This window comes from Pseudomonas sp. Marseille-Q8238, assembly GCF_965111915.1.
In genome coordinates this window covers 1,503,140-1,529,480 of sequence record NZ_CBCOPI010000001.1, presented here as the reverse complement: position 1 = coordinate 1,529,480, position 26,341 = coordinate 1,503,140, and the positions used below count along the sequence as shown (strand labels likewise).

Here is a 26,341-nt window from a genome sequence, read left to right as displayed (position 1 = left end):
TGATCAGCTCCCCGCCAGGCATGACGGCGTAGCCGCCACCAGGGCATCGATAGCACAGCGTGTCTTGGCTGGCATATACGGTGCCGTGGGCCAGACGACGTGAATTGGCAAGGGCTGCCCGCGGTAGTTCGTCAGCACCGGCTCCAGTTGCCCGCGCAATACATAGTGTGCGAGCAGCCAGCTCGGCAACCAGGCCAGGCCCACGCCGGCAATGGCGGCATCGGCCACGGCCTGCAGGTCGTCCAGCCACAGCGGGGAGGCCACCCGCGCGTGGTGCAGGCGCCCTTGTGCGTCACTCAGCTCCCAGCCCGAACGCGGCCCGGCACCGCCGTAACCAATGCCTCGATGGCCGACGAGGTCCTCGATTCGCTCGATTCGACCGCAACGCTGCAGGTAAGCAGGCGAGGCGCCCAGGCCCATGGCCTGTTCGCCCAGGCGGCGGGCGCTCAGGCGGTCCGTATCGGGCAACTGGCCGATGCGTACGGTCAGGTCGAACCCTTCCTGCGCCACATCCACCAGGCGGTCGGAGAAGGAAATCTCGATTTCCAGCTCCGGGTAATGATCCAGCAGGCCCCATAGCGCCGGCGCGGCATAGTGGTGACCGAAGGCCAGCGGCACGCTCACCCGCAATCGCCCGCGTGGTTGCTGCCGGCCACTTTCCAGGACGGATTCGGCAGCCTCCAGCTCGGCCAGCGCGCGCAGGCAATGCTCGTAGTAGGCCTGCCCGTCTTCGGTCAGGCGCTGGCGACGGGTGGAGCGCTGCAACAGGCGCGTGCCCAGCCGCGCCTCCAGTCGCGCCAGCCCCTTGCCGACGGCGGAGCGGGTGAGATTCAGCCGCTCGGCGGCCTCCGTCAGGTTGCCGCTCTCGACGATTTGCAGAAAGAGTTCGACGCCGTCAAAACGTGGAGTGGCCATTCAATTGTCGCTCAAAAATCCCCAATGAATGGAAAACTTATCACGAATAAAGAAACAGATTCCCCTGAGAATGGCATGCACACCCTATGGCGCCACTCGAAGGAGATATCCCATGCCCCCCGCCAGTACCCCTACCACCGCCGACATCGCAGCGGCTCACCCGCCGCGCGCCGGCCGGGATGGCCTTGCCCTTACCGCCATCTGCCTGGTGGCGCTGATGTTCGGCCTGGAGATTTCCAGCGTGCCGGTCATCCTGCCGACGCTCGAGCAGCAACTGGGCACGGGCTTCCAGGATGCCCAATGGATCATGAATGCCTACACCCTGGCCTGCACCAGCGTACTGATGGCGGCGGGCACATTGGCCGATCGCTTCGGCCGGCGACGCATACTGGTGCTGTGCCTCTGGGTCTTCGGCCTGGCCTCGCTGGCCTGCGGGCTGGCCAGCGAGGCGTCCACCCTGATCGTGGCGCGCTTCGTCCAGGGCGTGGGAGCTGGCGCGATGATGATCTGCCAGTTCGCCATCCTCTCGCACCAGTTTCGTGAGCCCAAGGCCCGTGCCCGTGCATTCGCGCTGTGGGGTGTGATTGCCGGTGTGGGCCTGGGTTTCGGGCCGATGGTGGGGGCACTGATCCTGGCCGTGGCGGATTGGCGCTGGGTGTTTCTGGTGCATGCACCACTCACCCTGCTGACGTTGGCGCTGCTGCGTGTGAGCGTGCAGGAATCGCGCGATCCGGCTGCTCATCGTCTCGACATTGCCGGCATGACGACCCTGACGCTGACGGTGTTCGCCCTGGTCTACTTCATCACCCAAGGCACCGAGAGCGGCTTCGGCACACCCGTGATGCTCGGTTGGGCGGGCTTGTCGGTGGCCGGGCTGTTGCTGTTCATCTTCATCGAGCGGCGCAGCGCACAGCCGATGTTCGATTTCTCGGTGTTCCGCATCCAGCGTTTCAACGGCGCGTTGATGGGCTCGGTCGGCATGAACTTCAGTTTCTGGCCCTTCATGATCTACCTGCCGCTATATTTCCAGGCCGGCCTGGGCTACGACACGATGACCGCTGGCGGCGCCCTGCTCGCCTACACGCTGCCCACCTTGCTGGTGCCACCGCTGGCCGAACGCCTGGCCCTGCGCTATGGCGCCGAACGCATCATTCCGCTGGGTCTGGGCATGATGGGCACAGGCTTTATCGTCATGGCTGCGGTCAACCAGGCCGATCAGCCCAGCATTGCGCTGATTCTTCTCGGCTGTGCCATTGCCGGCGCGGGGCTGGCACTGACCAACTCGCCCACCACCAACACCACCACCGGCTCGGTCTCGGCCGACCGGGCCGGCATGGCCTCGGGCATCGACTTCAGCGCCCGACTCATCACGCTGGCACTGAACATCGCCCTGATGGGCCTGGTGCTCATACTCGGGATCGCCCAATACCTTGTCGATGTGCTGCCCGGTACGACAGCCGCGCAGTGGGCCACCCTCAGCCAGGAGATTGCAGCCGGCAAACTGGACACCCTGACCTTGCCAGGGCTGACGGAGACAGGCCCGGCAATCGCCCAGGCCGCACTTCGCCACGGCGCGGGTTGGACCATGCTCTACGCAGGTCTTGGTGCTTGCGCGCTTGGCCTGCTGAGCAGGCTGTTCTTCCGGCGCGGCAAGGGTAATACGCAGTAGACCGCTAACGTTTAATGCGCCCCCAGAACGAAAACGGGCCTGCGTTGCAGGCCCGTTTTCATTGAAGGGGAGCTATCGGCTGCGCAAGCGCTCCGCTGCCTCGAGCAACATCTGCTCGGTACCCACCCAGCCCAGGCAGGCATCGGTGATCGACACACCGTAACGCAGTTCGCCGCCAAGGCTCTGCGCGCCGTCGAACAGGTGGCTCTCGATCATCACCGCACGCAGTGCGGCATCGCCGGCCAGGCGCTGGTCGAGCACGCTGCGCAGCACATCGGGTTGGCGCAACGGGTTCTTGCCGCTGTTGGCGTGGCTGCAATCGACCATGATCCGCGGCGTGATGCCCTGCCGTTCCAGCTCGGCCCGCGCCACCGCCACGCTGGCCGCATCATGGTTGGGGCCGCCATGGCCACCGCGCAGGACCAGGTGGGTATCCGGGTTGCCCTGGGTCTCTACCAGCGCTGGCCGGCCGTGACCATCGACGCCGAAATGCTGATGGGCGTGAGCCGCCGAACGCATGGCGTCACAGGCGATGCCGAGGCTGCCGTCGGTGCCGTTCTTGAAGCCCACCGGCATCTCCAGGCCGCTGACCAGCTCGCGGTGCACCTGGGATTCGCTGGTGCGCGCACCGATGGCAGCCCAGCCGAGCAGGTCATCGAAGTAGCCGGCCACCAGCGGTTGCAGCAGTTCGCTGGCCAGCGGCAAGCCCTGCTCCAGCAGGCGTAGCATCAACTGACGCGAGCGTCGCAGGCCCTCGGCCATATCGCTGCTGCCATCCAGCGCCGGGTCGTAGACCAGGCCTTTCCAGCCCACCGTGGTCCGTGGCTTTTCCACGTAGGCGCGCATCACCAACAGCAGACGATCACTCACCCGTTCGCTCAGTGCGGCCAGGCGCCCGGCGTACTCGAGCACGGCCTGCTCGTCGTGCAGCGAGCAGGGGCCGACCACCACCAGCAGGCGCGGGTCGCTGCCATCGAGAATCGCGCGAATGGCCTGGCGCTGCTGTTGCACCTGGCGAGCCAGTAGCGGGGCTAGGGGCAACTGCTCGCGCAACTGGCTGGCGCTCGGCAGGGGTGACGTCTGGCGCCGGGCACTGGAGACCAGGTGCAGGTCGGCGTTGGCGGCGGGCGAAAGGCGGGGGGAAACGGCTGCGGTCATGCTGGACTCCTCGGCCGGCGCGGGCTGGGCCGCGCGCGGCGTGCTATCTGCTGGATGTTCGATTCAGGGGAATGGCGGCGCTGCGGGCGGTAAATCGCCAGTCGTAGCGGGAGTCGGCGTAATAGGTGGCGTATGCGGTCATGATCGATTCCTCGTGATGCTGTGGCTGGCCGTTATTGGCCGGAAAAAACAAAACCCCCGGTCGGGTGGCCGACCGGGGGTTTCGAGAAACTGTCTGGTGGCGACCCTGCTTGCTAGGGCGCCTGTGGGGTATCAGGCGCGCCTATGGCTAAACCAATACCCATAAAAGGAATAACCAGCCGCGGCCGCCACGACTTGCGCACGCGCAATCACGACGCGGAAAGCATCGAGGGCGGCGAGCGAAAGGGACGAGGCAGACGACATGGGAAACTCCGTTGAATGTCCCGCAAGGTAATCCATCGGGCGCCAGGGTTCAACACCCGGCACACAACCTCATAAAGAGTGGCGCCAGTGGCCGGCCGTGCTTGTTACCATGCACGCCTTGCTCCCGCCGGAACCTCACCATGACCGACACGCCTCACTTCCCCCTCGCCGCCGTGGTGGGTGCCGACGACCTCAAACTGGCGCTGTGCCTGGTCGCTACCGACCCGGCCATTGGTGGCGTACTGATCGAAGGGCCGCGCGGCATGGCCAAGTCGACCCTGGCCCGCGGCCTCGCCGAGCTGCTGCCCAGCGGCCAGTTCATCACCCTGCCGCTGGGCGCCAGCGAGGAACGCATCGTCGGCACCCTCGACCTGGATGCCGCCCTGGGCCAGGGGCGCGCGCAGTTCTCGCCAGGCCTGCTGAGCAAGGCCGATGGCGGCGTGCTCTATGTCGACGAGGTCAACCTGCTGCCCGACCATCTGGTCGACCTGCTGCTGGATGCCGCCGCCAGCGGTATCAACCACATCGAACGCGACGGCATCTCCCACCGGCATACGGCGCGCTTCATCCTCATCGGCACCATGAACAGCGAGGAAGGCGAACTGCGCCCGCAGTTGCTCGACCGCTTCGGCCTCAACCTGGCCCTCGACGGCCAGCCGCAGCCCGAGCAACGGGCAGAGATCGTGCGCCGGCGCCTGGCGTTCGACAGTGACCCGCAGGCCTTCCTGCAGCACTGGCATAGCGAGCAGGATGCCCTGCGCCAGCGTTGCCAGACTGCCCGTGAACGGCTCGCTGCGATTGCCCTGGACGGCCCGGCCCTCGACCTGATCACCCAGCGCTGCTTCAGTGCCGGTGTGGACGGGCTGCGTGCCGACCTGGTCTGGTTGCGCGCCGCACGGGCACATGCTGCCTGGCGCGGCGCGGACAGCATCGAGCCCGAGGATATCGATGCCGTGGCGCACTTCGTCCTGCGTCACCGACAGCGCCAGGCAGCCGCCAACACCGCGCCGCCGCAACACTCAACGCAACAACCCACTCAGCAGCCCGTGCAGTCACCGGCTACGCAACAGAACGAACCTCGCCAGGGTGAAGGTCAATGGGGCGAACTGCCCGCGCAGCCACAGAGCATCGGTGAACGGCGCGAACCGCCACGCTGGCCAAAAAAGCCCTGAGCATCCGCCCACGCCCAGCCCCTGGCGCGGATGCCAGACCCGGGCCAGGCAAGCAGGCAGGCGGCCATAACGGCGCGGCCCGCAACGGCAGGCTCGGAAGTATTGACTGGCCAGCCACGCTGCTGAACGGACGCCCGATCCGCCGCCGCGACCTGATCCGCCGCCCCCGCAGCAGCCGTCCGGAACAGCTCTGGGTCGTCATCGTCGACGCTTCCGCCTCGACCCGCCGCCAAGGCGCCTTGGGCAAGGCCAAGGGGCTGCTGCTCAGGCTGTTCGAGCAGGCCTACCGCCAGCGCGCACGGATCGCCCTGCTGCACGCCACCGGCAACCAGCCCCAGTGGCTGTGGCAAGGGCGCAAGAGCGCCACCGCCCTGCACCACTGGCTGCAGGACCTCGGCGCCGGTGGTGGTACGCCGTTGATCGACGCGGTGCGCCAGGCGGCACACTGGCAATTACGCCGGCAACGCCTGAAACCCGGCGAACAACAACGCCTGCTGATCCTCACCGATGGTCGCCTGCGCGATTGGCAACCCCTGCCAGCCTGCGCCTGTCCAGCCCTGCTGGTAGACCTGGAAAGCACCAGCATCCGCCTCGGCCGCGCGCAAAAGCTCGCCAGCGAACTGGGCGCCGACTACCGCCATATCGACTCACTGCTCAGCCATTGAGCGCTGGCGGCATAAGCCCATAACCAAACGATCTACATCTTTCTCCCGTCTCGTTGCACATACAGGGACCAGGCCGCCGCGTAGCGGTCGCCCCTATTCTGCACAGGACGTTTCATGCTTACCCCATTCCGCCATCACCACGCCTGCCAAGCCGGCCCCCGCCTGCCATCGTGGAGGCGCCCATGAGCCATTACCTCGACGCCGCGCAGCGTCTCGATATCGAACGCCTGAGCCAGGATTTCACCGGCCGTACCGAATGGCCCACCTGGCTGCTGCTGATCGGCGTGCAAGTCGCCTGGTTCGGCCTGCTGCTGGGCAGTTCGTGGCTGGGCGTGTGGCCCACTACCCTGCTGCTGATTCCGCTGGTGACGCTGTGGATGTCGGTGCAGCATGAGCTGCTGCATGGCCATCCGACCCGCTGGGACGCGCTGAACAAGGTGCTTGGCTATGCCCCTTATGCCGTCTGGTATCCCTACACGCTGTATCGCGACAGCCACCTCACCCACCATCGCGATGAAGACCTGACCCTGCCCGGCGTCGACCCGGAAAGCCGCTACCTCGACCAGGCCAACTGGCGCCACAGCCCGACCCTGCTTCGCGCCCTGCTCTGGCTGAACAAGACCGTACTGGGTCGCCTGTTGATCGGTGCCCCGCTGGCTCTGCTAGGCCTGGCCAGTAGCGAACTGCAGCGCCTGCGCCAGGGCGACCGGCAAGCCTGGACGATGTGGCTGACCCACGGCAGCCTGACCGTACTGATGCTGCTGTTCATCGAGCACTACAGCGTGCTGTCGGCCTGGCACTACCTGCTGCTGGTCAGCGTGCCCGGCCTGAGCCTGGCGATGCTGCGCTCGTTCTACGAACACCGCCCCCATGCCAACCCCGAACAGCGCACGGTGATCAACGAAGCGGCCTGGCCCTGGACCTGGCTGTTCCTCAACCTGAACCTGCACCTGGTGCACCACGACCTGCCCAGCCTGCCCTGGTATCGCCTGCCCCAGGTCTATCGGGCACGCCGTGAACAATGGCTGAGCCGCAGCGGTCACTTCCATATCCAGGGTTACAGCCAACTGGTGCGCCAGCATGGCCTGCGCCCGGTGGACAGCCCCGCCCACCCCTTTGCCGAAGGAGCGCGCCCATGAGCACCGGTTACGCTGAACTGCATATGTACACCGCACCCGATGCCATCCACGCAGCCAATGAAGCCTGGCTGACCCTGATCCTTGAGCGACTGGGCGCCCAGCGTTTGCCAGCGCAGCACCTGCCCCTGCACGCGCTGTTCGAGTCCCCGCAGTTGCTCTTCACCCAGACCTGTGGCTACCCGCTGATGACGGCCCTGCGTGGTCGCGTGCAGGTGATCGGGCGCCCGGCCTACGACCTTCCGGACAGCCACGACGGCAGCCATTGCAGCCTGCTGCTGGTCCGCCAGGATGATCCCCGTGAGACGCTTGCCGAGCTGCACGGCTGCCGTGGCGCGATCAACAACGAAGACTCGAACACCGGCATGAACCTGCTGCGCCACACCCTCGCACCCTGGCAGCGCGACGGGCGTTTCTTTTCCAGCCTGGCGCTCAGTGGCGGCCACCGCAACAGCTTGCGGCTGCTGCGCGAAGGCGTAGTCGACCTGGTTGCCGTGGACAGCGTCACCTATGCCTACCTGGCCCGCGCCGGCAGTGAAGAAGTCGCCGGCCTACGCATCCTCGCCCGCAGCGCGCCGAGCCCGACCCTGCCCTATATCGGCCCGGCATCGCTGACTGCCGAACAGGCCGGGCAGATCCGCAGCGTGCTGAACCAGACCCTGCATGAGCATCCCGATATCGCCGCGACCCTGGCGATCAGCCAGGTATTGCCCGCCAGCGAGGCGGATTACCAGGTGCTGCTCGATTACCAGAACCAAGCCAGGCAACGCGGCCTGACTCATCTTGAACCCACTCTTTAATTCCTAAAAAGAATATAAATCTACAACTACGGTATTTTTACAGAATAAGTGGCTTTGTTAGCATGCGGCCACCGGAACACCGGACTTCCTGTGCATCAACCCGAGTCTGGAGCAGTCATGTCCGGTGCTGAAAATTCTCATAGCGAATACGTGGGCCTGCTGTTTCGTAGCCATTACGACTGGCTATGCAGCAGGTTGCGCCGTCATCTGGACTCCACGGCCAGTGCCGAGGACATCGCCGCGGAAACCTTTGTCCAGGTCCTGAGTTCGCCCAGCGTGGCGCCGATCCGCCAACCACGCGCGTTGCTCACGACCATCGCCAAGCGCCTGATGTACCAGCTCTGGCGCCGGCGCGATCTGGAGCGGGCCTACCTCGATGCCCTGCGCGATGACAGCCTAGAGGAGTCCTCCTCCCCCGAAGAACTGTCGCAGATGTTCGAGGCGCTGCAGGTGATCGATAGCCTGCTCGACGGACTTCCGGGCAAGGTCAAGGCCACCTTCCTGCTCTCGCAGGTCGACGGCCTGACCTATCCGGAGATTGCCGCCACGCTGGGTATTTCCCAGCGCTCGGTCAGCGACTACATGAGTAAGGCCTTCAAACGTTGCCTGCAAGCCAGCCTGGAGTGACATGAGCGAAAGCACCCCCACCGAGCAGTTGATCGAACAAGCCACGCAATGGCTGGTGCTGCTGCGCTCCGGTGCGGCCAGCGAGGCCCAGGTGCAGGCCTACCAGGCCTGGCGCGCACAGGACCCACGCCACGACCACCTCTGCGCGCAACTGGAAAGGACGCTCGGCGTCTTCCAGGTGCCCATTGCCCAGGGCATCGGCAGTGGCGTACTGAACCGGGCCATCGGCACCACCAGTCGACGCAAGGTGCTGCAAGGGGCCCTGGTTGGCGCCGGCGTGATGCTTGGCGCGGGCTTCATCTCCCATCGCATCAGCCCTTTCAACGGACTGACTGCCGACCTGCGTACCGCCACCGGCCAACGCCAGCGGATCGCGCTGGACGATGGCAGCGAGCTGATCCTCAATGCACGCAGTGTCGTCGACCTGAACTTCAGCCGCGAACAGCGCCTGCTGCGCCTGTACAGCGGCGAACTGCTCGCCCGCGTGACCGACGATAGCCGGCCCTTCAGGGTGCAGACGCCACAAGGCCTGGTCCAGATTCAGAACAGTCAGTTGCTGGTACGCCAACGCGATACCCAGAGCCAGGTCATCGCCTTCGAAACCCCGGCGGAGATTGCGCTTCAGGGCGGTGATCGCCTGCACTTGCAGGCCGGCCAGCACATCAGCTTCGACGGCAATCGCTTCGGCACACCAAGCCCTGCTCTCCTTTCGGAAACAGCCTGGGTCGATGGTTTTCTCGAGCTGCATGACCGTCCACTGAGCGACGTCATCGACGCCCTGCGCCCCTATCGCGCCGGTGTTCTTCGCCTCGACCCGCAGATTGCCGGGTTGCGCGTCAGCGGCCTGTTCCGCCTCGACGACAGCGACCTGGTACTGGATTCCCTGGAACGCACCCTGCCCATTCGCGTAACACGCCGGACCAACCTGTGGGTGAGTCTGGTCGCCGCCTGACTCTCGACCGCACAGCCTGCCCATGCCGGGATGGCCGGTCGGCGCGCATTCAGCACGCCTTCCGCTTTAGAACCTGTTTACGATCTCTTGCCCGGCGGCCATACCGCGTTAAAAACAGGCTCGGAATGCTCATTTACAGCTCGTAAACTCCGCTTCCTCACCTGTTTTTGCCTTGCCTGGCTCTAGTCCAAAAGATCGTAAACAGATTCTTAGATCCTTTTGGAGTGACGAAATAGAGCCTGATAACAATTAGGTTCTAACGCCATAACAAAACGATCTGCAAGTTTTCTCCTCGCCATTGCACACCTATCCCGAACGGCGCCAATGGGGCGGCGTATTGAATTCGAGGAGGGAAGCCATGCTGCGTCATCACATGTCCGCGTTTCAGCGCAGCGCGCTGTCCCTCACCCTGGCTCCGCTGACCAGCCTGTTCCTGCTCAATGCCCAGGCCAGCGAGCAGGCCTACCACATCGACGCCGGCCCACTGGACCAGGTGCTGCTGCTGATCAGCCGCCAAAGCGGCCAGGTGATTTCCTTCACCCCCGAGGTGGGTCGTTATGCCTCCGCGCCGGTCAGTGGCAGCCTGTCTGCCGAACAGGCGGTCAAGGAGGCCCTGCGCGGCTCCGGCCTGGTGCTGCAGATCAGCCCCGGTGGTGCCTTCATCGTCAAGGAAGTGCCCGCAAGCCAGGCCCCTGCCGAGCAAGCAGCCCAACCCGCGATCACCGCGCCGACCCTGGGCCGGGTGGTCTCCATCGGCACCCGCCGCCATGGCATCACGACCCTCAACAGCGTCACCCCGGTGGATGTGATCACCGTCGCCGAACTCAAGCAGAGCGGCGCCACCAGCCTCAACCAGGCCCTGTTCCAGCTGCTGCCCTCGTTCAATTTCCCGCAGAACCAGAGCGCCACGCGGGGGCAGATGCCCAAAGGCGCCTCGCTGCGTGGCTTGTCCCCCGACCAGACGCTGGTGCTGGTCAATGGCAAGCGCCGGCACGCGTCGGCCGTGGTGAACATATCGGCGGGCGTGCCCTTCATCGGCACGCAACTGGTCGACCTGGACATGATTGCCCTGAGCGCCATCGACCACATCGAGGTCCTGCGCGACGGCGCCTCCGCCCAATATGGCTCCGATGCCGTGGCCGGGGTGATCAACATCGTGCTCAAGGAGCGCGACAGCGGCGGCCAGTTCAGCAGCCAGGTCGGCAAATACGCCCAGGGCGACGGCTTCAGCAAGTCGGCCGATGGCTGGTACGGCCTGTCGCTACCAGGCGACGGATTTCTCAACCTGAGCGCCAGCAGCCTGACCAGCAAACCCACCGAAACCGGTACCTCCTACATCGCCGATGATCAATGGCAGACGCCACGCTGGGGCGGCGCCGACCGTGATCGCCTGAACCTGGCAGCCAATGCCGAAACCGGGCTTAACGAGCAGTGGCGCCTGTACGGCTTTGCCCTGTGGACCCATGACGAGTCGCACAACAACACCTCGCCGCTGCTGGCAACCAGCCCCAACAACGTACCGAGCATCTACCCCAACGGCAGCACGCCGAACTATCGCTTCCGCTACGAGGATGCGGCGCTGACCCTTGGTGCACGTTTCAATGACGAGCGCATCGGCCGTCTCGACATCAGCGCCACCTATGGCCGGGACCGGCACGATGAGCACGCCAGCAACACCCTGAACCCGAGCTACGGCAGCGCCAGCCCAACCCGCTTCCACGTCGTGGAACTGGTCAATGAACAGACCAACCTGACCCTGGATTACGCCCACGACCTGAGCATCGCAGGCTCCGATAACCCACTGACCTTCTCTGCCGGCGTGGCCTGGCGCAACGAGCGCTATCGCCTGCGCCCAGGCGATGCCAGCTCGTACTCCTTCGGCGGCGTCAGTGGCGTGCAGATTGGTGCAGTGCAGGCCTCCGGACTGACGCCCGACGATGCCGGCACGTACACCCGGCAGGTCAGCGGCCTCTATCTGGGCCTGGAAAACCAGCTCACCGACAAACTCCAATGGGGCGTTGCCGCACGCAGCGAGCACTACAGCGACTTCGGCTCGACCACCACCGGCAAGCTCTCGGCGCGCTATGAAATCACCCCGCAGGTCGGCGTGCGCGCCACCCTCAACAGCGCCTACCGTGCCCCCACACTCGGGCAGATCGGCACCTCCTGGACCACTACCACCAACAACGATGGCAGCGGTAACGGGCTGATGACGCGCATCCTGCCGGTCGATCACCCGGCAGCCCAGGCCCTGGGTGCGGAGAAGCTCAAGCCGGAGCAATCCACCAACTACTCGGTGGGCCTGGTCCTGCGCCCCACCGAGCAAGCCTCGCTGACGCTCGATGCCTACCGTATCGATATTCGTGACCGCATCCTGTTCAGCGGTGGCATCGCTGGCCCGGAGGCCGAACGGATTCTCGCCGATGCCGGCTTCGGCCAGTACCGCTGGGCCCAGTTCATGACCAATGCCGCCGATACCCGCAGCCGCGGCATCGACCTGGTCGGCAGCTACGCCCTGGACCTGCAGGAACACGGCGAACTGACCCTGTCCGCCGGCTACACCCGGGTACGCACCCAGCTCGACAAGGTGCATGCCAACCCTAATGGCTTCGAGGTGGTCACCCGTGAGTCGCGTGGCTACCTGGAACATGGCTATCCGGACGACAAACTGATTGTCGGTGCCGTGCATGTTCGCGGCCCCTGGACCATCAGCCTGTCTGCCACCCGCTTTGGCGAATACCGCAAGTACGCGGTGCAGGCGAGCAATGCCCAGTATGACCAGACGTTTTCCGCACAGTGGATCGCCGACCTCGATATCGGCTATGCCGCGACCCGCCACCTGAAGGTGTCGCTGGGCGCCAACAACCTGTTCGACAGCCACCCCGACACCTTCGACCAACGCCACCTGCAGGCCCGGGCACAGCGCTACAGCCATCTGTCACCTGCGGCGCCAGAGGGCGCGTTCTATTACACCCGTCTGACGTATGACTTCTGATTACCCGGCCCCGCTCACCCCACTCATGGACTTGATCAAAGAACCAGAACACCCCTGACGACAGCCTGAAACACCGAATCAACCCGACAACTTTTTTCAACTTCGCACGTGGGCGAAGCGGGTTCGTATTGCCGAAAAACAGCCGTTTCACCGTTTGAACGTACCACCCAAAACACAGGAAGCAGGTAATCGGAAACTGCGCATCACGCGCACTTCCCCGCCCTATTTCGAACGCTGTACAACAACGAGGAGAGTGTTATGTCCACCACCAAAACCGGGGAAACCCCGGGTATTCATATCGAACGCACCCCACGCTGGGTTCGCGTACGTTTCGCCGGGGTCACGGTTGCCGACAGCCGCAATGCGCTGCTGGTGATCGAGCGTGGCACGCTGCCGCGTTACTACTTCCCGAAGAAGGATGTACGCACCGACCTGCTGGTCGAGTCGAGCCACAAGACCCGCTCCGAAGTCGCCGGCCAGGCCACCTGGCTGAGCCTGGAATCCGGTCCGCGTTTTTCCGAGGACGCCGCCTGGTTCTACAGCTCGCCGACACCCGCCGCCAAGGAACTGAAGGACTACATCAGCTTCGAGTGGAACAAGGTGGACAGCTGGTTCGAAGAAGAGAAGGAAGTCTTCCGCCACGCACGCGACCCGTATCACCGTGTCGATGCGGTAGCCAGCTCGCGGCACATCAAGATCGTGCTCGGCGGTGAAGTCATCGCTGAAAGCCGCCGCGCCCTCCTGGTCTTCGAGACCGGCATCCGCACCCGCTACTACCTGCCTCGCCTGGACGTACGCGAAGACCTGCTCACTCCCACGCAAACCCACACCCGCTGCCCCTACAAGGGCGAGGCCTCCTACTGGACAGCCAAGGTCGGCGGCCGCGAGTACAAGGACATCGTCTGGGGCTACATCGACCCCATCGCCGAGTGCCCGAAGATCGCCGGCTACTACGCCTTCTACAACGAGAAGGTCGATGCGGTTTACGTCGACGACGTGAAGGAACCAGCCGAGCTGAGCTGGAACCGTCGCCTGCCGGTAGAAGGTTGAGAGCAGCCAGCATGAATAATCAGAATTCGATCGCCAACACCCGCACGCTGCTCGCCTGCGCCATCGCTGCCGCACTCTCCGGCACCACCCTCGGTGCCTTCGCCGACACGCCTGAAAAGCCCGTCGACAAACAGGCCGCGGCACTCGCCAGTCGCCTGGACACCGTGGTGGTTGTCGGTACCCGCAGCCGCGACACCACCGTGCTGACCAGCACCGCCCCGGTCGATGTGATCGGTGGCGAAGAGCTGACCAAAACCGGCGCCACCACGCTGAACCAGGCGCTGTGGCAACTGGTGCCGTCGTTCAACTTCCCGCAGAACCAGCCGACCACCCGCGGCCAGAACCCCAAGGGCGCCTCGCTGCGCGGCCTGTCCACCGACCAGACCCTGGTGCTGTTCAACGGCAAGCGCCGGCATGCCTCGTCCATCGTGCAGATTTCTTCCGGCCTCGGCCTGGGCACGCAACCGGTGGACCTGGATGCCATTCCCTTCAGCGCCATCGAGCGCATCGAAGTGCTGCGTGATGGTGCCTCCGCCCAGTACGGCTCCGACGCCATCGCCGGGGTGATCAACATCATCCTCAAGAAGAAAACCGGCAGCGGTGTCACCGGGCAAATCGGCCAGTTCGCCCAGGGTGAAGGTCTGCGCCGCTCGGCCGGCGGCTGGACCAGCTTCGACCTGCCTGGCGACGGTTTTCTCACCCTCAGCATCGATGCGCTCGACGCCGACAGCACCGACAACTCCAAGCTCGACACCGCCCAGCATTACTTCAACGGTGACCCGCGCGAAGCGACCGTCGACCGCCGCCACCCCATCGGCTCCCCCGAGCGCAAGGTCTACAACCTGGCCCTCAACGCCGAAGGCAGCCTGAGCGATGAAGCCCGTCTGTACGGCTTCGCCACCTACGGCAACAGCGAGTCGCGCAACAACGTGATCGGTGTGCTCTACCCACGCTCGGACTGGAACGTGCGCAACCTGTACCCGGACGGTTCGCACCCTTGGTACAAGTACCGCAACGAGGACATTTCCGGCACCGCCGGCCTGCGCATCGGTGATGAGTCCAGCGGCCTGTTCGATTTCAGCGTCAACTACGGCAGCAACGACCACGACGAGAACATCTACGACTCGGTGAACCCGAGCTATGGCCTCAACAGCCCGACCGACTTCCTCGTCGCCCGCCTGAAGAACCAGCAGCAGAACGTCGCCCTCGACTACGTGCGCGACTTCGACGTGTCCGGCCTGGCCGGTCCGCTGACGATTTCCTCGGGCCTGGCCTACCGCCACGAGCGCTACTCCGTGGGCGCTGGCGACTACGCCTCCTACGCCAACGGCGGTGTGCCGATCCTCGATGGTCCCAACATCGGCAAACCCGCCAACGGTGGCGCCTTCCAGGGCCAGGGCATCCAGACCGTGGACGCCGGCAGCTACACCCGTGGCGTGAAGAGCGTGTACCTGGGCGCGGAAACTCTGGTGACACCAGAGCTGACGCTGAGCCTGACCGGCCGTGCGGAGAAGTATTCGGACTTCGGCTCCACCACCAACGCCAAGCTGTCCGCGCGCTACGAGTTCATTCCGGAAATCGCCTTGCGCGGCACCATCGGCACCGGCTACCGGGCACCATCGCTGGGCCAGATCGGCACCTCCTGGACCACCTCCACCGGCACCATCCTGGCACCGGACGGCACACCGCTGCTGACACGTATCGTCCCGGTCGACCATTCGCTGGCCAAAGCCCTGGGTGCGACCAGCCTCAAGCCGGAGAAATCCACCGACATCAACGTCGGCCTGGTGCTGCGCCCGACCAGCAACTCGTGGGTCACCCTGGATGCCTACGACATCAGCATCCGTGACCGTATCACCCTTAGCGAGCGCCTCAGCGGCACAGCCGTCACCAATGTGCTCAACGCTGCGGGCTACACCAACTATGCCGCGGTCCAGTACTTCACCAATGCCGCCGATACCCGCACCCGCGGCTTCGACCTGGCCAGCCGCTACCTGCTCGGCCTGAACGGCTACGGCGACCTGGAGCTGTCGGCCAGCTACGCGCAGTACAAGACCAAGATCACCGACGTGAAGGGCAACCCCAACGGCTTCGTCACCTTCGGCCGCGCGCAGACCCTGTACATGGAAAAAGGGCATCCGGAATCGCGCCTGCTGCTCAGCTCCAAGTACACCCTTGGCGCTTGGTCGGCACAGGTTTCGCTGTCCCGCTTCGGCAGCTACATCGCGCCCAATGCGGCCAACCCGGCGCTCGACCAGACCTTCTCGCCGCTGTGGAAGACCGACATCGACTTCGGTTTCAAACCCACCGCCAACCTGGGCATCAACGTGGGCGTGGAAAACGTCTTCGACAAGCGCCCGGACGAGAACAATGACCCGGCCAGCCGCCAGCGTTACGGCTCGTCTGCCGCCGTCGCACCGGAAGGTGCGTTCGTCTACACCCGCCTCAGCTACGACTTCTAACTTTCGCCACGGAGCAAGCCCCATGAGCAATGACGATTCCATCAGCAACCTGCTGAAAAACAGCCCGCTGAGCCGGCGCAAGATCCTCGGTTATTCGGCCACCCTGGGGGCGGTCGGTGCCCTCACCTCGCTGACCTCCGGCCTGTTCTCGGCCTCTGCCGAAGCCGCCGAAGCGAGCGCCGGGAAATACCCGACACGCATCCTCATCGAACCGACCCCGCGCTGGGTGCGCGCCAAGTTCAACGACGTATTCGTGGGCAATACCCAACGCGCGCTGTTCGTTCACGAGCAGGTGCCCAATGGCTGGAAAGCACCGGCCTACCTGTTCCCGGAAAAGGACATCCGCAAGGACCTGCTGGTCTTCAGCGGCGTGACCGAGAAAGCGGACCGTGCCGGCCTGGCCACCTTCTATCACGTCAAGGTCGGCGGCAAGGTCTACGAGAACGCCGCCTTCTCCTACGAGAAACCGCTGCCTGGCGCCGAGGCGCTCAAGGGCCATATCGGCTTCGTGTGGAAGAAGGTCGACCAGTGGCTGGAAGAAGAAGAGACCATCTTCCAGCACCCGCGCGACCCTTACCACCGTGTCGATGCCATCCCCAGCTCGCGCCACATCAAGATCGTGCTGGGTGGCAAGGTCATCGCCGAGAGCCGTCGCCCGGTCATCGTCTACGAAACCGGCATCCGCCCGCGCTACTACCTGCCGCGCGTGGATATCCGCGAGGAGTACCTGACCCGTACCGAGTTGCACACCCGCTGCCCGTACAAGGGTGAGGCGTCGTACTGGAGCGCCGACATCGACGGCAAGCAGTTCGACAACATCGTCTGGTCCTACCCCTACCCGTTCCCGGATGTGCAGAACCTCTCCGCGTTGCTGTCGTTCTACAACGAGAAAGTGGACGCGGTGTATGTCGATGGCGTGAAGGAAGAAGATCAGGTGTGGAATGGCGGCAACAATGTCTTCTATGTCTGATACCTGCCAGCCAGGAGGTGCCGCCCGCAAGGGCGGCGCTCTGCCACGAACGGCACGCGCCACGTGGCTGACCGGCCTGGTCGCCGGGTTGCTGATCAGCAGCCCGCTGGCCCATGCCGACACCAGTGAAAGCGCAGCCCAGACCAGCCCCCGCGCGGTGGTCAGCCTGGTCAGCGAGTCCGCCACGGTCGCGCCGGGGCAAGCCGTGCGCATCGGTCTGTGGCAGAAGCTCACCCCACGCTGGCATACCTATTGGCGCAATCCGGGTGATGCCGGCACGCCACCGGATATCCAGTTGAACCTGCCCGCCGGCGCCAGCGCCAGCGAGATTGCCTGGCCCGGCCCGGATGCACTGGCCTTCGGCCCGCTGGTCAACTTCGGTTATGACCACGAAGTGCTGCTGCCCATCACCGTCACGCTGCCGGACACCCTGCGTCCCGGCGACGTGGCCCGCATCGAGGCCGACGCCAGTTGGCTGGTATGCGCCAACGAATGCATTCCTGAAGAGGGACACTTCACCCTGGAACTGCCCGTCGCCGAGCAGGCCGTTGCCGCGCGCGACGAAATTCGTGCGGCCTTCGCCCGCAGCGATGCCCGCCTGCCGGTGCCCTCACCCTGGCCGGCCGAGGTGGCTATCGACGCTCAGGCGCTGACCCTGACCCTGGAGGGTGAAGGCATTGGCCAGGGAGCGATCGCCAAAGCGTTCTTCTTCCCCTTCGACTGGGGCGTTATCGAGCATGCCGCACCGCAGGCCCTGACAGTCAACGACGGTCATCTGCAACTGAGCCTGCAACGTGGCATGGCCCTCGACCCCAACGCCGCGTTCGCCGGGCTGCTGGCCGTCAGCGATGCCGAGGGCAACCGACGCTGGCTGGAACTGACCGCCGCCCCAGCGGCACTCGGCGCACACGCCAACCCGGCGACAGTCGCCGCTGTGGCGCAATTGCCGCTGGGCCTGGGCAAGGCTGCGCTGTTCGCCTTTCTCGGCGGGCTGATCCTAAACCTGATGCCCTGCGTCTTTCCGGTGTTGGCCATGAAGGCCATGTCGGTGGCGCAACTGTCGGGTGGCGAACTGAAGCGCATCCGCCTGGCCGGGCTGTTCTACACCCTTGGTGTGCTGACCGCCTTCGCCCTGCTGGCGGCCGCGCTGCTCACGGTGCGTGCGGGCGGTAGCGCGGTGGGCTGGGGCTTCCAGTTCCAGTCGCCCTGGTTCGTGACGCTGATGGCCTGGCTGCTGCTGTTGATCGGCCTCAACCTGTCCGGCGTGTTCGAGATCGGTGCGCGCCTTGCCGGTGCCGGGCAGTCGCTCACCGAGCATCAGGGCTACAAGGGCACGTTCTTCACCGGCCTGCTGGCAGTGGTGGTGGCGACGCCCTGCACCGCCCCGTTCATGGGCGCGGCCCTGGGTACGGCCCTGGCCGCACCACCGCTCGAAGCGCTGGCCCTGTTCCTCGCCATGGGCCTGGGCCTGGCATTGCCCTATGCCCTGCTCGGTGTGGTGCCGCAGGTGGCGCGCTGGCTGCCGCGTCCGGGGTTGTGGATGGTGCGCCTGCGCCAGGCCCTGGCTTTCCTCATGTACCCATCCGCCGCCTGGCTGGCCTGGGTGCTGGCCCAGCAGGCCGGTGACCTCGGCGTACTGGTGGTCCTGGCCGGCGCCGTGCTGGTGGCCTTGGCCGCCTGGCTGTATGGCCTCAGCCAGCAGGTGCGGCGCCGGGCCTGGCTGGCACAGGTACTCGGGGTGTTGGTCCTGGCCAGCGCTGTCGCCCTGCTGCCGCTGCTGCCGGAAAGCGGCAGCAGCACCACGGCGGCTCGCCCTTCATCCGCCACCTACGAAGCGTTCTCCGCGAAACGACTGGCGCAACTGCGCGCAGAAGGCCGCCCAGTGTTCGTCAACATGACGGCCGCCTGGTGCATCAGTTGCCTGGTCAACGAACGCGTCGCGCTGTCCACCGGTGCCGTGCAGCAGAGCCTGAAGGATCGAGGCATCACCTACCTCAAGGGTGACTGGACCAACCGCGACCGCGAGATCGGTGACTACCTGCGTGGCTTCGGCCGCGATGGCCTGCCGTTCTATGCCTTCTACCCAGCCGCAGGCCAGGAGCCGGAGGTACTGCCTCCGGTACTCAGTGAAAGCCTGCTGCTCTCGACATTCAGCGGAGCCGCCACGCCATGACGCGCTCCGCTGTACACCTCCTCATTCAACCCAATGGGACAACCCACATGATCAAACGCAATCTTCTCGCCTCCTGCCTGCTGCTTGGCGGCCTCCTGAGCGGTGCTCAAGCCCTCGCGGCCGGCCTCGTCATCGGCGAACCCGCCCCCGATTTCACCCTGCAGGACAGCGACGGCAAGACCCGCAGCCTGGCCGAGTTCAAGGGCAAGACCGTGGTGCTGGAATGGAGCAGCCCGATCTGCCCCTTCGTCAAGAAACACTACGAGAGCGGCAACCTGCCCAAGCAACAGCAGGAGGCGACCCAGCAGGGCGTGGTCTGGCTGACCATCAACTCCACCGCCACCGGCCGCGAAGGCCTGGTCAACGGAGAAGAAGCCAACCAATGGCGCAAGGAGCAGCACGCCGCGCAAACCGCCTACCTGATCGACCCGGACAGCAAGGTCGCCTTCGCCTATGGCGCCAAGACCACACCGCACCTGTTCGTCATCGATGGCGAAGGCAAGCTGCGCTACAACGGTGCCATTGACAGCGTGCCGAGCACCAAGGTCGAGGACCTCAAGCGTGCCCAGCAATACGTGCCGACGGTGCTGGCCAAACTGGCCAAGGGTGAGGCGGTGGAAAAACCGATCACCGCGCCTTACGGCTGCTCGGTGAAGTATCCGGTGGTCAATCCTGATGAAGAGGAAGACTGCGGCTGCTGATGGTTAGCTGCTGATGATTGCAGGGCGCTCCATCTTCTTTGGCAACAGCCTGGAGACGGGCGCCCTGTTATTCCTTTAATGAATAAACAAATAAATTAAAGGAACTTTTTGTTTTCAAAACCCTTTGCTACTGTCCGCTTCGCCGGACAACCGGATCTCCCTCTGCCACCTTATCGAGTAACACCAGGTGTCCGGCTCCGAGCGACTTCGAAATCAATACATGGATGCGCTGTTCCGTGGTCATTACCAGTGGCTGCGCACGCGTGTGCAATCCCGACTAGGCTGTGCCTTCGGTGCGGATGACATCGCCGCCGAGACCTTCGTGCAGGTCATGGCCGTACCGGATCTGCTCGACCTGCGCCAACCCCGCGCCCTGCTCACCACCATCGCCCAACGCCTGATGTACCAGGGCTGGCGGCGCCGTGACCTGGAGCGTGCCTACCTGCAAGCCCTGGCCCTGGAGCCGGATGTGGAGGCGCCCTCGACCGAACACATGGCGCAGCTGCTGGAAGCCCTGGAGCGCATCGACCACCTGCTCGAACGGCTGCCGTCCAAGGTCAAGGCCACCTTCCTGCTGTCCATGGTCGACGGCATGACCTACGTGGAAATCGCCGCGCACCTGGGCATTTCCTTGAGTTCGGTGAAGCAGTACATGACCCAGGCGCTGGAGCGCTGCTACCGCATGGGGGCCGAATGAGCCGCACGACATCAGAACAGGACCCGCTGGTGCAGCAGGCCATCCGCTGGATGGTGCTGATACGTTCCGGCGCGGCCGACAGCGTGGAGATCGACGCCTACGCCCGCTGGCGCGCCGCCGACCCACGTCACGACACGGCTTGCCGCCGCCTGGAAGATACCCTCGGGGTGTTCCAGATTCCCGCCGAATTCGGCGCCAACGGCACCCTGGTGCAACGTGCCCTGGATACGCCCACCACACGCCGTCGCGTGCTGCAGCGCAGCCTGCTGGGTGCCGGTGCCCTGATGACCGCTGGTTGGCTGGGCAACCGGGTGGCGCCGGGTCAGCGACGTGCTGGCCGACCTGCATACCGCCACCGGTGAACGGCGCACCTTCCGCCTGGATGACGGCAGCGACCTGATCCTCAATGCCCGCAGCGCCGCCGACCTCTATTTCGATGCGCGTCAGCGCCGCGTGGTGCTGCGCAGTGGGGAGTTGCTGGCACGCGTCGCCCGCGATGCCGCCCGGCCCTTCATCGTCGAGACCCCAGCCGGCCAGGTGCAGACACTGGGCAGTGAGTTCGCCGTACGCCGCGTGGGGGCTGCCAGCCGCGTGGTGGTCACCCAGGCGCAGGTGCACGTGGCCACCCGCAGCAATACCCGCCTGGATCTGGCAGCCGGCCAGGCCGTGCATTTCGACCGCGACGCCTTCGGCCGTATCGAACCGGCGCAGGCCAATGAAACTATCTGGGTCGACGGTTTCGTCGAAGCCCGCGACCGCCCGCTGGGCGAGATCATCGACGCCTTGCGCCCCTACCGCACCGGCGTGCTGCAACTCGACGAGTCGATCAGCGCCTGGCGGGTCAGCGGGTTGTTCCCCCTCGATGACAGCGACCTGGCCCTGGCCTCCCTGGGCCAGACCCTGCCGATCCGTATCACCCGGCTCAGTGCCTTGTGGGTACGCGTGACCCCTGCCTGAAGCAGCCGCCTGCAAGCGTTCATGAAAAAAATCAAAATTTTCTGCCTGTTTTTCCTCGCTCGCGCCACAAGCAATGAACACAGGCACAGATACGGCACTGCCCTCGAGGCTGAGCGGCAAACGTTCGCAATCTAAGCACAGAAGAAACCGATCTAACCCTTTTCCGGTACTCGCTCCACAGAAAGGGTAATCGCCATGCCGGCGATGCTTTTTTCCATCTGGGGAGATTCATCCATGTCACATCCTTCCACGCGCTGGAGCCGCCTGGCCCTCGCCATCATGCTCGCCGGGCCGTTGGCCGGCATTCCCTTGGCACAGGCCGAGTCTGCTGCCGTCGCCCAGGAATACCGCATAGCCGCCGGTCCCCTCGACCAGGTGTTGTTGAACATCGCCCGGCAAAGCGGCCGCGCCATCTCCTTCGACCCGGCCGTGAGCCAGCGCAAGGCGCCAAAAGTCGAAGGTCAGTTCTCGGTCGAACAGGCCATCGAACGTGCCTTGCAAGGCAGTGGCCTGGTGTTGCGCAGCAGCCCGGAAGGCGCCCTCAGCATCGTCGCCGGCAGCGTACCGGCGGCCAGTCTTGCTCCCGCTGCGCGGGCAGCCAGCGCCCCGCAGGCCAGCGACATTCCGCAGCTCGACCGCGTGGTCGCCATCGGCACCCGGCGCAACAATGCCACCGCCCTGACCAGCGCCGCTCCGGTGGACGTGATCAACGCCAGCGAACTCAAACAGACCGGCGCCACCAGCCTCAACCAGGCGCTGTTCCAGTTGCTGCCATCGTTCAACTTCCCGCAAAACCAGAGCGCCACCCGCGGCCAGGACCCCAAGGGCGCGTCCCTGCGCGGCCTCTCGCCCGACCAGACGCTGGTGCTGATCAACGGCAAGCGCCGCCATGCCTCGGCAGTGGTGAACATCTCCGGTGGCGTGCCCTTCATCGGTGCCCAGCCGGTGGACCTGGACATGATCCCGCTGAGCGCCATCGACCACGTCGAAGTCCTGCGTGACGGCGCCTCCGCCCAATACGGCTCCGATGCCGTGGCCGGGGTGATCAACATCGTCCTCAAGGAGCAGGACAGCGGCGGACAGCTCAACACCCAGCTCGGCAAATACTCGCAAGGCGACGGTTTCAGCAAGTCGGCCGACGGCTGGTTCGGCCTGGCCCTGCCGGGTGACGGTTTCCTCAACCTGAGCTTCAACGGCCTGAACAACAAGCCCACTGACATCGGTGACAAATACGAAGCCGACGGCATTCTGCAGGACCCGCGCTGGGGCGGCGCGAGCCGGGAGAAATTCAACCTGGCGGCCAACGCCGAAGTCGGCCTGAACGACCAATGGCGCCTGTACAGCTTCGCCACCTATGGCCGCGACCAGTCGTTCAACAACACCCCGCCGCTGCTGGCCAGCAACCCGAACAACGTGGCCGCGATCTACCCGAACGGCACCATCCCGCGCTACCGCTACCGCTACGAAGATGCCGCCCTTACCGTCGGCGGCCGCTTCGAGGATGAGCGCATCGGGCGCCTCGACCTCAGCGCCACCTATGGCCGCGACAAGCACGACGAGCGCGCCTCCGACACGGTCAACCCGAGCTACGGTGCCGCCAGCCCGACCAGTTTCGACGTGGCCACGCTGATCAACGAACAGACTAACCTGGCCCTGGATTACGTGCGTGAGCTGGATGTCGACTGGTCGAACCAGCCGCTGACCTTCTCCAGCGGCCTGGCCTGGCGTGACGAGCGCTATCGCCTGCAAGCCGGCGACCCCAGTTCCTACTCCTACGGTGGCATCGACAATGTGCAGATTGGCGCGGTGCAGGCTTCCGGTCTGACTCCGGACGATGCCGCCACCTACACCCGCCAGGTCAGTGGTTTCTACCTGGGCCTGGAGCACCAGCTCACCGAGGCCTTCCAGTGGGGCGTGGCCGGGCGTACCGAGCACTACAGCGACTTCGGTTCGACCACCACCGGCAAGCTCTCGGCACGCTACGAGATCACCCCGCAGATCGGTGTGCGCGCCACCCTCAACAACGCCTACCGGGCGCCTACCCTGGGGCAGATCGGCACGTCGTGGACCACCACCACCAACCTCAACGCCAACGGCGATCCGGTGCTCACCCGCATGCTGCCGGTCGACCACCCGGCCGCCAAAGCCCTGGGTGCGCAAGACCTGAAGCCGGAGAAGTCCAACAACCTGTCCCTTGGCCTGGTGTTGCGCCCGACCGAACAGTCCTCGCTGACCATCGACGCCTACCAGATCAGCATTCGTGACCGCATCCTGTTCAGCGGTGGCATCTCCGGTCCCGAAGCCGAACGCATCCTTACCAATGCCGGGTTCGGCCAGTACAGCTGGGCACAGTTCATGACCAACGCGGCCAACACCCGCACCCGGGGCGTGGACATCGTCGGCAAATACAACTTCGCCCTGCAGCAGTACGGCGACCTGGCACTGTCCGCCGGCTATACCCGCGCCAAGACCACCATCGAGAAAGTCCACGAGAACCCCAACGGTTTCGACGTGCTGACCCGCGAATCGCGTGGCTATCTGGAGCACGGCTACCCCGAGGACAAACTGCTGCTGGGCGCCGTGCACCGCATCGGTGCCTGGACCACCAGCCTGTCGACCACCCGTTATGGCGAATACCGCAAGTACGCGCCTTCGGCGGCCAACGCCCAGTTCGACCAGACCTTCTCTGCGCAGTGGGTCACCGACCTGGACATCAACTATGCCTTCAATGCCCAGTTCAAGCTGTCGGTGGGGGCCAACAACCTGTTCGACAGTCATCCCGATGACTACAACCAGCGGCTGCGTCAGACCCCGGGACAGCAGTACAGCTTCCTGGCACCTGCCGCGCCGGAAGGAACCTTCTACTACACCAAGCTAACCTACGACTTCTAGGCCATGCGAAGGCCCGCCCGGCAACGGCGGGCCGTACCCGGCCAGAAGCACTATCAGGAGACGATATGCAATCGATCAGACAGTTGCTGGGCTGCGCGCTACTGGCGCTGGGCCTGCTGAGCCAGAGCGCCACGGCGGAACAAGCTCGCCAGCCGATTCACTTCGGTGACCTCACCTGGGAAAGCGGCAGCTTCATCACCGCCCTCCTGCGGGTGATCGTCGAAAACGGCTACGGCTACCCCACCGATACCCTGCCAGGCAGCACCATCAGCCTGGAGGCCGCACTGGCCCGCAATGACATCCAGGTCATCGCTGAACAGTGGGCCGGACGCAGCCCTGGCTGGATCAAGGCCGAAGCCGCCGGCAAGGTCTTCGCCCTGGGCGATACCGTGAAGAACGCCAACGAAGGCTGGTGGGTACCGGCCTACGTGATCGAGGGCGATGCGGCCAAAGGCATCCCGGCGCTGGCGCCGGACCTGCGCTCGGTCAGCGACCTGGCGCGCTACAAGGACGTGTTCCGCGACCCGGAAACGCCCGACAAGGGCCGCTTCCTCAACAGCCCCACCGGCTGGACCTCGGAAACCGTCAACACACAGAAACTCAAGGCCTATGGCCTGACCGACAGCTACGTGAATTTCCGCACCGGCTCCGGCGCGGCGCAGGATGCCGAGATCAGCTCGGCCATCCGTCGCGGCAAGCCGGTGCTGTTCTACTACTGGTCGCCCACCCCGCTGATGGGCCGCGCCAAGCTGATCAAGCTGGAAGAACCGCCCTTCGATGAAGAGGCCTGGAAAACCCTGGCCGACGCCAGCAACCCCAACCCGCGCGGCACCCGCTCGCTGCCAGCGCACCTGGCCATTGGCGTGTCGGCGCCACTGCACCAGTCACACCCTGAACTGGTCACCTTCTTCGAGAAAGTCGACCTGCCCATCGACACCCTCAACACACTGCTGGCGCACATGAGCGAGAAGCGCCAACCGGCCCGCGACGCCGCCCTGGGTTTCCTGCGCGACAACCCGGAAATCTGGAAAGCCTGGCTGCCCGCTGACGTCGCTGCGCGTGTCGAGGCCAGCCTGTGAGTTCGCCGTTTCCCGAAACCCTGCATTACTCGATAGCCGAGCCGGTCAACCGCTTCGTCGACTGGCTGGTGCTGAACTACGGCGATGCCCTGCGCCAGTTCTCCGACACCCTGCTGCAATTGGTAGTCGGCCTGGAAAACCTGTTGCGCCTGGCCCCCTGGTGGCTGCTGCTGATTGTGGTCGGCGCGCTGACCTGGCATGCCTCGCGCAACTGGCGCAAGGCGCTGTTGCTGGTCGGCCTGCTGTTCCTGATCGGCGTGGTCGGGCTGTGGGACAAACTGCTGCAGACCTGCGCCCTGGTGCTGGTCTCGACCGGCCTCAGCGTGCTGATCGGCGTACCGATTGGCGTGCTGCTGGCCAGCCGACCCACGGCACGCAAACTGCTGATGCCGCTGCTGGACATCATGCAAACGCTGCCCAGTTTCGTGTACCTGATTCCGGTGCTGATGCTGTTCGGCCTGGGCAAGGTGCCGGCGATCTTCGCCACACTGATCTACGCCCTGCCGCCACTGATCCGCCTCACCGACCTCGGCCTGCGCCAGGTCGACCCGTCAGTGCGTGAAGCGGCACGCTGCCTTGGCGCCAGCCGCTGGCAGAGCCTGCGCCATGTGCAATTGCCATTGGCCCTGCCGACCATCATGACCGGGCTGAACCAGACCGTGATGATGGCGCTGTCGATGGTCGTGGTGGCCTCGATGATCGGCGCGCGCGGTCTCGGTGAAGATGTCCTGACCGGCATTCAAACCCTGAACGTCGGCATGGGCGTGGAAGCCGGCCTGGCCATCGTTGCCCTGGCCATCGTCATCGACCGCATCACCCAGGCCTACGGGCGCTCGGCTCCGCTCGAAAACAACAAGGACTGACCG

21 protein-coding genes are annotated in these 26,341 nt (G+C 65.0%); 19 read left to right on the top strand and 2 right to left on the bottom strand.

What is annotated here, in order from left to right:
• Window positions 1-3 precede the first annotated feature (3 nt).
• On the bottom strand, window positions 4-915 hold the full coding sequence (locus ACWPW0_RS07045; RefSeq protein ID WP_454254853.1) for a LysR family transcriptional regulator: 912 nt from the start codon (window positions 913-915) through the stop codon (window positions 4-6).
• A gap of 112 nt (window positions 916-1,027) precedes the next feature.
• Here ACWPW0_RS07045 and ACWPW0_RS07040 point away from each other — a divergent pair, with 112 nt between their 5' ends.
• Window positions 1,028-2,584: an MFS transporter gene (locus ACWPW0_RS07040; protein WP_454254852.1), complete on the top strand. Its 1,557-nt coding sequence runs from the start codon at window positions 1,028-1,030 to the stop codon at window positions 2,582-2,584.
• Between the two features lie 72 nt (window positions 2,585-2,656).
• Here the strand turns inward: ACWPW0_RS07040 and ACWPW0_RS07035 are convergent, their stop codons facing one another.
• Window positions 2,657-3,742, bottom strand: coding sequence for a 3-deoxy-7-phosphoheptulonate synthase (locus ACWPW0_RS07035; RefSeq protein WP_454254851.1), 1,086 nt, complete (start codon window positions 3,740-3,742; stop codon window positions 2,657-2,659).
• Window positions 3,743-4,287: 545 nt separating this feature from the next.
• Between ACWPW0_RS07035 and ACWPW0_RS07030 the strand changes: the two genes are divergently transcribed.
• The 18 genes from ACWPW0_RS07030 (at window position 4,288) to ACWPW0_RS06945 (ending at window position 26,338) form a co-directional block, all read left to right on the top strand.
• The gene (locus ACWPW0_RS07030; RefSeq protein WP_454254850.1) at window positions 4,288-5,319 is read left to right on the top strand and encodes an ATP-binding protein; all 1,032 of its coding nucleotides are present in this window, start codon (window positions 4,288-4,290) and stop codon (window positions 5,317-5,319) included.
• Window positions 5,320-5,321: 2 nt separating this feature from the next.
• Entirely contained in the window at window positions 5,322-5,984 is a 663-nt protein-coding gene (locus ACWPW0_RS07025) for a vWA domain-containing protein (RefSeq protein WP_454256705.1), read from the top strand.
• A gap of 182 nt (window positions 5,985-6,166) precedes the next feature.
• A complete protein-coding gene (locus ACWPW0_RS07020) occupies window positions 6,167-7,123 on the top strand; it encodes a fatty acid desaturase (RefSeq protein ID WP_454254849.1) in 957 nt (318 codons plus the stop codon).
• A complete protein-coding gene (locus tag ACWPW0_RS07015) occupies window positions 7,120-7,920 on the top strand; it encodes a phosphate/phosphite/phosphonate ABC transporter substrate-binding protein (protein WP_454254848.1) in 801 nt (266 codons plus the stop codon). The genes ACWPW0_RS07020 and ACWPW0_RS07015 overlap by 4 nt, the downstream gene beginning before the upstream one ends.
• Before the next feature lie 117 nt (window positions 7,921-8,037).
• Window positions 8,038-8,547, top strand: coding sequence for a sigma-70 family RNA polymerase sigma factor (locus tag ACWPW0_RS07010; protein ID WP_454254847.1), 510 nt, complete (start codon window positions 8,038-8,040; stop codon window positions 8,545-8,547).
• Window position 8,548: 1 nt separating this feature from the next.
• A complete protein-coding gene (locus ACWPW0_RS07005; RefSeq protein ID WP_454254846.1) occupies window positions 8,549-9,499 on the top strand; it encodes a FecR domain-containing protein in 951 nt (316 codons plus the stop codon).
• A 373-nt stretch (window positions 9,500-9,872) separates the two neighbouring features.
• Window positions 9,873-12,494: a TonB-dependent receptor domain-containing protein gene (locus ACWPW0_RS07000; protein ID WP_454256704.1), complete on the top strand. Its 2,622-nt coding sequence runs from the start codon at window positions 9,873-9,875 to the stop codon at window positions 12,492-12,494.
• Between the two features lie 258 nt (window positions 12,495-12,752).
• Window positions 12,753-13,544 (top strand): DUF427 domain-containing protein, encoded by a 792-nt coding sequence (locus ACWPW0_RS06995; protein WP_447590415.1) that lies wholly within the window; start codon window positions 12,753-12,755, stop codon window positions 13,542-13,544.
• An 11-nt stretch (window positions 13,545-13,555) separates the two neighbouring features.
• Window positions 13,556-16,006 carry a TonB-dependent receptor plug domain-containing protein gene (locus tag ACWPW0_RS06990; protein WP_454254845.1) on the top strand — a complete coding sequence of 817 codons (2,451 nt, stop codon included), beginning with the start codon at window positions 13,556-13,558 and terminating at the stop codon, window positions 16,004-16,006.
• A gap of 22 nt (window positions 16,007-16,028) precedes the next feature.
• Window positions 16,029-16,976 carry a DUF427 domain-containing protein gene (locus ACWPW0_RS06985; protein ID WP_447590411.1) on the top strand — a complete coding sequence of 316 codons (948 nt, stop codon included), beginning with the start codon at window positions 16,029-16,031 and terminating at the stop codon, window positions 16,974-16,976.
• Complete coding sequence (locus tag ACWPW0_RS06980; RefSeq protein ID WP_454254844.1) at window positions 16,960-19,149, top strand: protein-disulfide reductase DsbD family protein; 2,190 nt, start codon at window positions 16,960-16,962, stop codon at window positions 19,147-19,149. Before ACWPW0_RS06985 ends, ACWPW0_RS06980 begins: the two co-directional genes overlap by 17 nt.
• Window positions 19,150-19,196: 47 nt before the next feature.
• The gene (locus ACWPW0_RS06975; protein ID WP_447590407.1) at window positions 19,197-19,850 is read left to right on the top strand and encodes a redoxin domain-containing protein; all 654 of its coding nucleotides are present in this window, start codon (window positions 19,197-19,199) and stop codon (window positions 19,848-19,850) included.
• Between the two features lie 187 nt (window positions 19,851-20,037).
• Window positions 20,038-20,547 carry a sigma-70 family RNA polymerase sigma factor gene (locus tag ACWPW0_RS06970; protein WP_447590405.1) on the top strand — a complete coding sequence of 170 codons (510 nt, stop codon included), beginning with the start codon at window positions 20,038-20,040 and terminating at the stop codon, window positions 20,545-20,547.
• Window positions 20,544-20,909, top strand: coding sequence for a FecR/PupR family sigma factor regulator (locus tag ACWPW0_RS06965; RefSeq protein WP_454254843.1), 366 nt, complete (start codon window positions 20,544-20,546; stop codon window positions 20,907-20,909). Before ACWPW0_RS06970 ends, ACWPW0_RS06965 begins: the two co-directional genes overlap by 4 nt.
• Entirely contained in the window at window positions 20,878-21,504 is a 627-nt protein-coding gene (locus ACWPW0_RS06960) for a FecR domain-containing protein (protein WP_454254842.1), read from the top strand. Before ACWPW0_RS06965 ends, ACWPW0_RS06960 begins: the two co-directional genes overlap by 32 nt.
• 234 nt (window positions 21,505-21,738) lie before the next feature.
• On the top strand, window positions 21,739-24,396 hold the full coding sequence (locus tag ACWPW0_RS06955) for a TonB-dependent receptor domain-containing protein (RefSeq protein ID WP_454254841.1): 2,658 nt from the start codon (window positions 21,739-21,741) through the stop codon (window positions 24,394-24,396).
• A gap of 65 nt (window positions 24,397-24,461) precedes the next feature.
• The gene (locus ACWPW0_RS06950; protein WP_447590399.1) at window positions 24,462-25,475 is read left to right on the top strand and encodes an ABC transporter substrate-binding protein; all 1,014 of its coding nucleotides are present in this window, start codon (window positions 24,462-24,464) and stop codon (window positions 25,473-25,475) included.
• A complete protein-coding gene (locus ACWPW0_RS06945) occupies window positions 25,472-26,338 on the top strand; it encodes an ABC transporter permease (protein ID WP_447590397.1) in 867 nt (288 codons plus the stop codon). The genes ACWPW0_RS06950 and ACWPW0_RS06945 overlap by 4 nt, the downstream gene beginning before the upstream one ends.
• Window positions 26,339-26,341: the final 3 nt, after the last annotated feature.

What these genes read in the sequence shown, in the direction of transcription:
- ACWPW0_RS07045 (WP_454254853.1), bottom strand. Translation starts at nt 915, where the DNA reads ATGGCCACTCCACGTTTTGACGGCGTCGAACTCTTTCTGCAAATCGTC.
- ACWPW0_RS07040 (WP_454254852.1), top strand. Translation starts at nt 1,028, where the DNA reads ATGCCCCCCGCCAGTACCCCTACCACCGCCGACATCGCAGCGGCTCAC.
- ACWPW0_RS07035 (WP_454254851.1), bottom strand. Translation starts at nt 3,742, where the DNA reads ATGACCGCAGCCGTTTCCCCCCGCCTTTCGCCCGCCGCCAACGCCGAC.
- ACWPW0_RS07030 (WP_454254850.1), top strand. Translation starts at nt 4,288, where the DNA reads ATGACCGACACGCCTCACTTCCCCCTCGCCGCCGTGGTGGGTGCCGAC.
- ACWPW0_RS07020 (WP_454254849.1), top strand. Translation starts at nt 6,167, where the DNA reads ATGAGCCATTACCTCGACGCCGCGCAGCGTCTCGATATCGAACGCCTG.
- ACWPW0_RS07015 (WP_454254848.1), top strand. Translation starts at nt 7,120, where the DNA reads ATGAGCACCGGTTACGCTGAACTGCATATGTACACCGCACCCGATGCC.
- ACWPW0_RS07010 (WP_454254847.1), top strand. Translation starts at nt 8,038, where the DNA reads ATGTCCGGTGCTGAAAATTCTCATAGCGAATACGTGGGCCTGCTGTTT.
- ACWPW0_RS07005 (WP_454254846.1), top strand. Translation starts at nt 8,549, where the DNA reads ATGAGCGAAAGCACCCCCACCGAGCAGTTGATCGAACAAGCCACGCAA.
- ACWPW0_RS07000 (WP_454256704.1), top strand. Translation starts at nt 9,873, where the DNA reads ATGTCCGCGTTTCAGCGCAGCGCGCTGTCCCTCACCCTGGCTCCGCTG.
- ACWPW0_RS06995 (WP_447590415.1), top strand. Translation starts at nt 12,753, where the DNA reads ATGTCCACCACCAAAACCGGGGAAACCCCGGGTATTCATATCGAACGC.
- ACWPW0_RS06990 (WP_454254845.1), top strand. Translation starts at nt 13,556, where the DNA reads ATGAATAATCAGAATTCGATCGCCAACACCCGCACGCTGCTCGCCTGC.
- ACWPW0_RS06985 (WP_447590411.1), top strand. Translation starts at nt 16,029, where the DNA reads ATGAGCAATGACGATTCCATCAGCAACCTGCTGAAAAACAGCCCGCTG.
- ACWPW0_RS06980 (WP_454254844.1), top strand. Translation starts at nt 16,960, where the DNA reads ATGTCTTCTATGTCTGATACCTGCCAGCCAGGAGGTGCCGCCCGCAAG.
- ACWPW0_RS06975 (WP_447590407.1), top strand. Translation starts at nt 19,197, where the DNA reads ATGATCAAACGCAATCTTCTCGCCTCCTGCCTGCTGCTTGGCGGCCTC.
- ACWPW0_RS06965 (WP_454254843.1), top strand. Translation starts at nt 20,544, where the DNA reads ATGAGCCGCACGACATCAGAACAGGACCCGCTGGTGCAGCAGGCCATC.
- ACWPW0_RS06955 (WP_454254841.1), top strand. Translation starts at nt 21,739, where the DNA reads ATGTCACATCCTTCCACGCGCTGGAGCCGCCTGGCCCTCGCCATCATG.
- ACWPW0_RS06950 (WP_447590399.1), top strand. Translation starts at nt 24,462, where the DNA reads ATGCAATCGATCAGACAGTTGCTGGGCTGCGCGCTACTGGCGCTGGGC.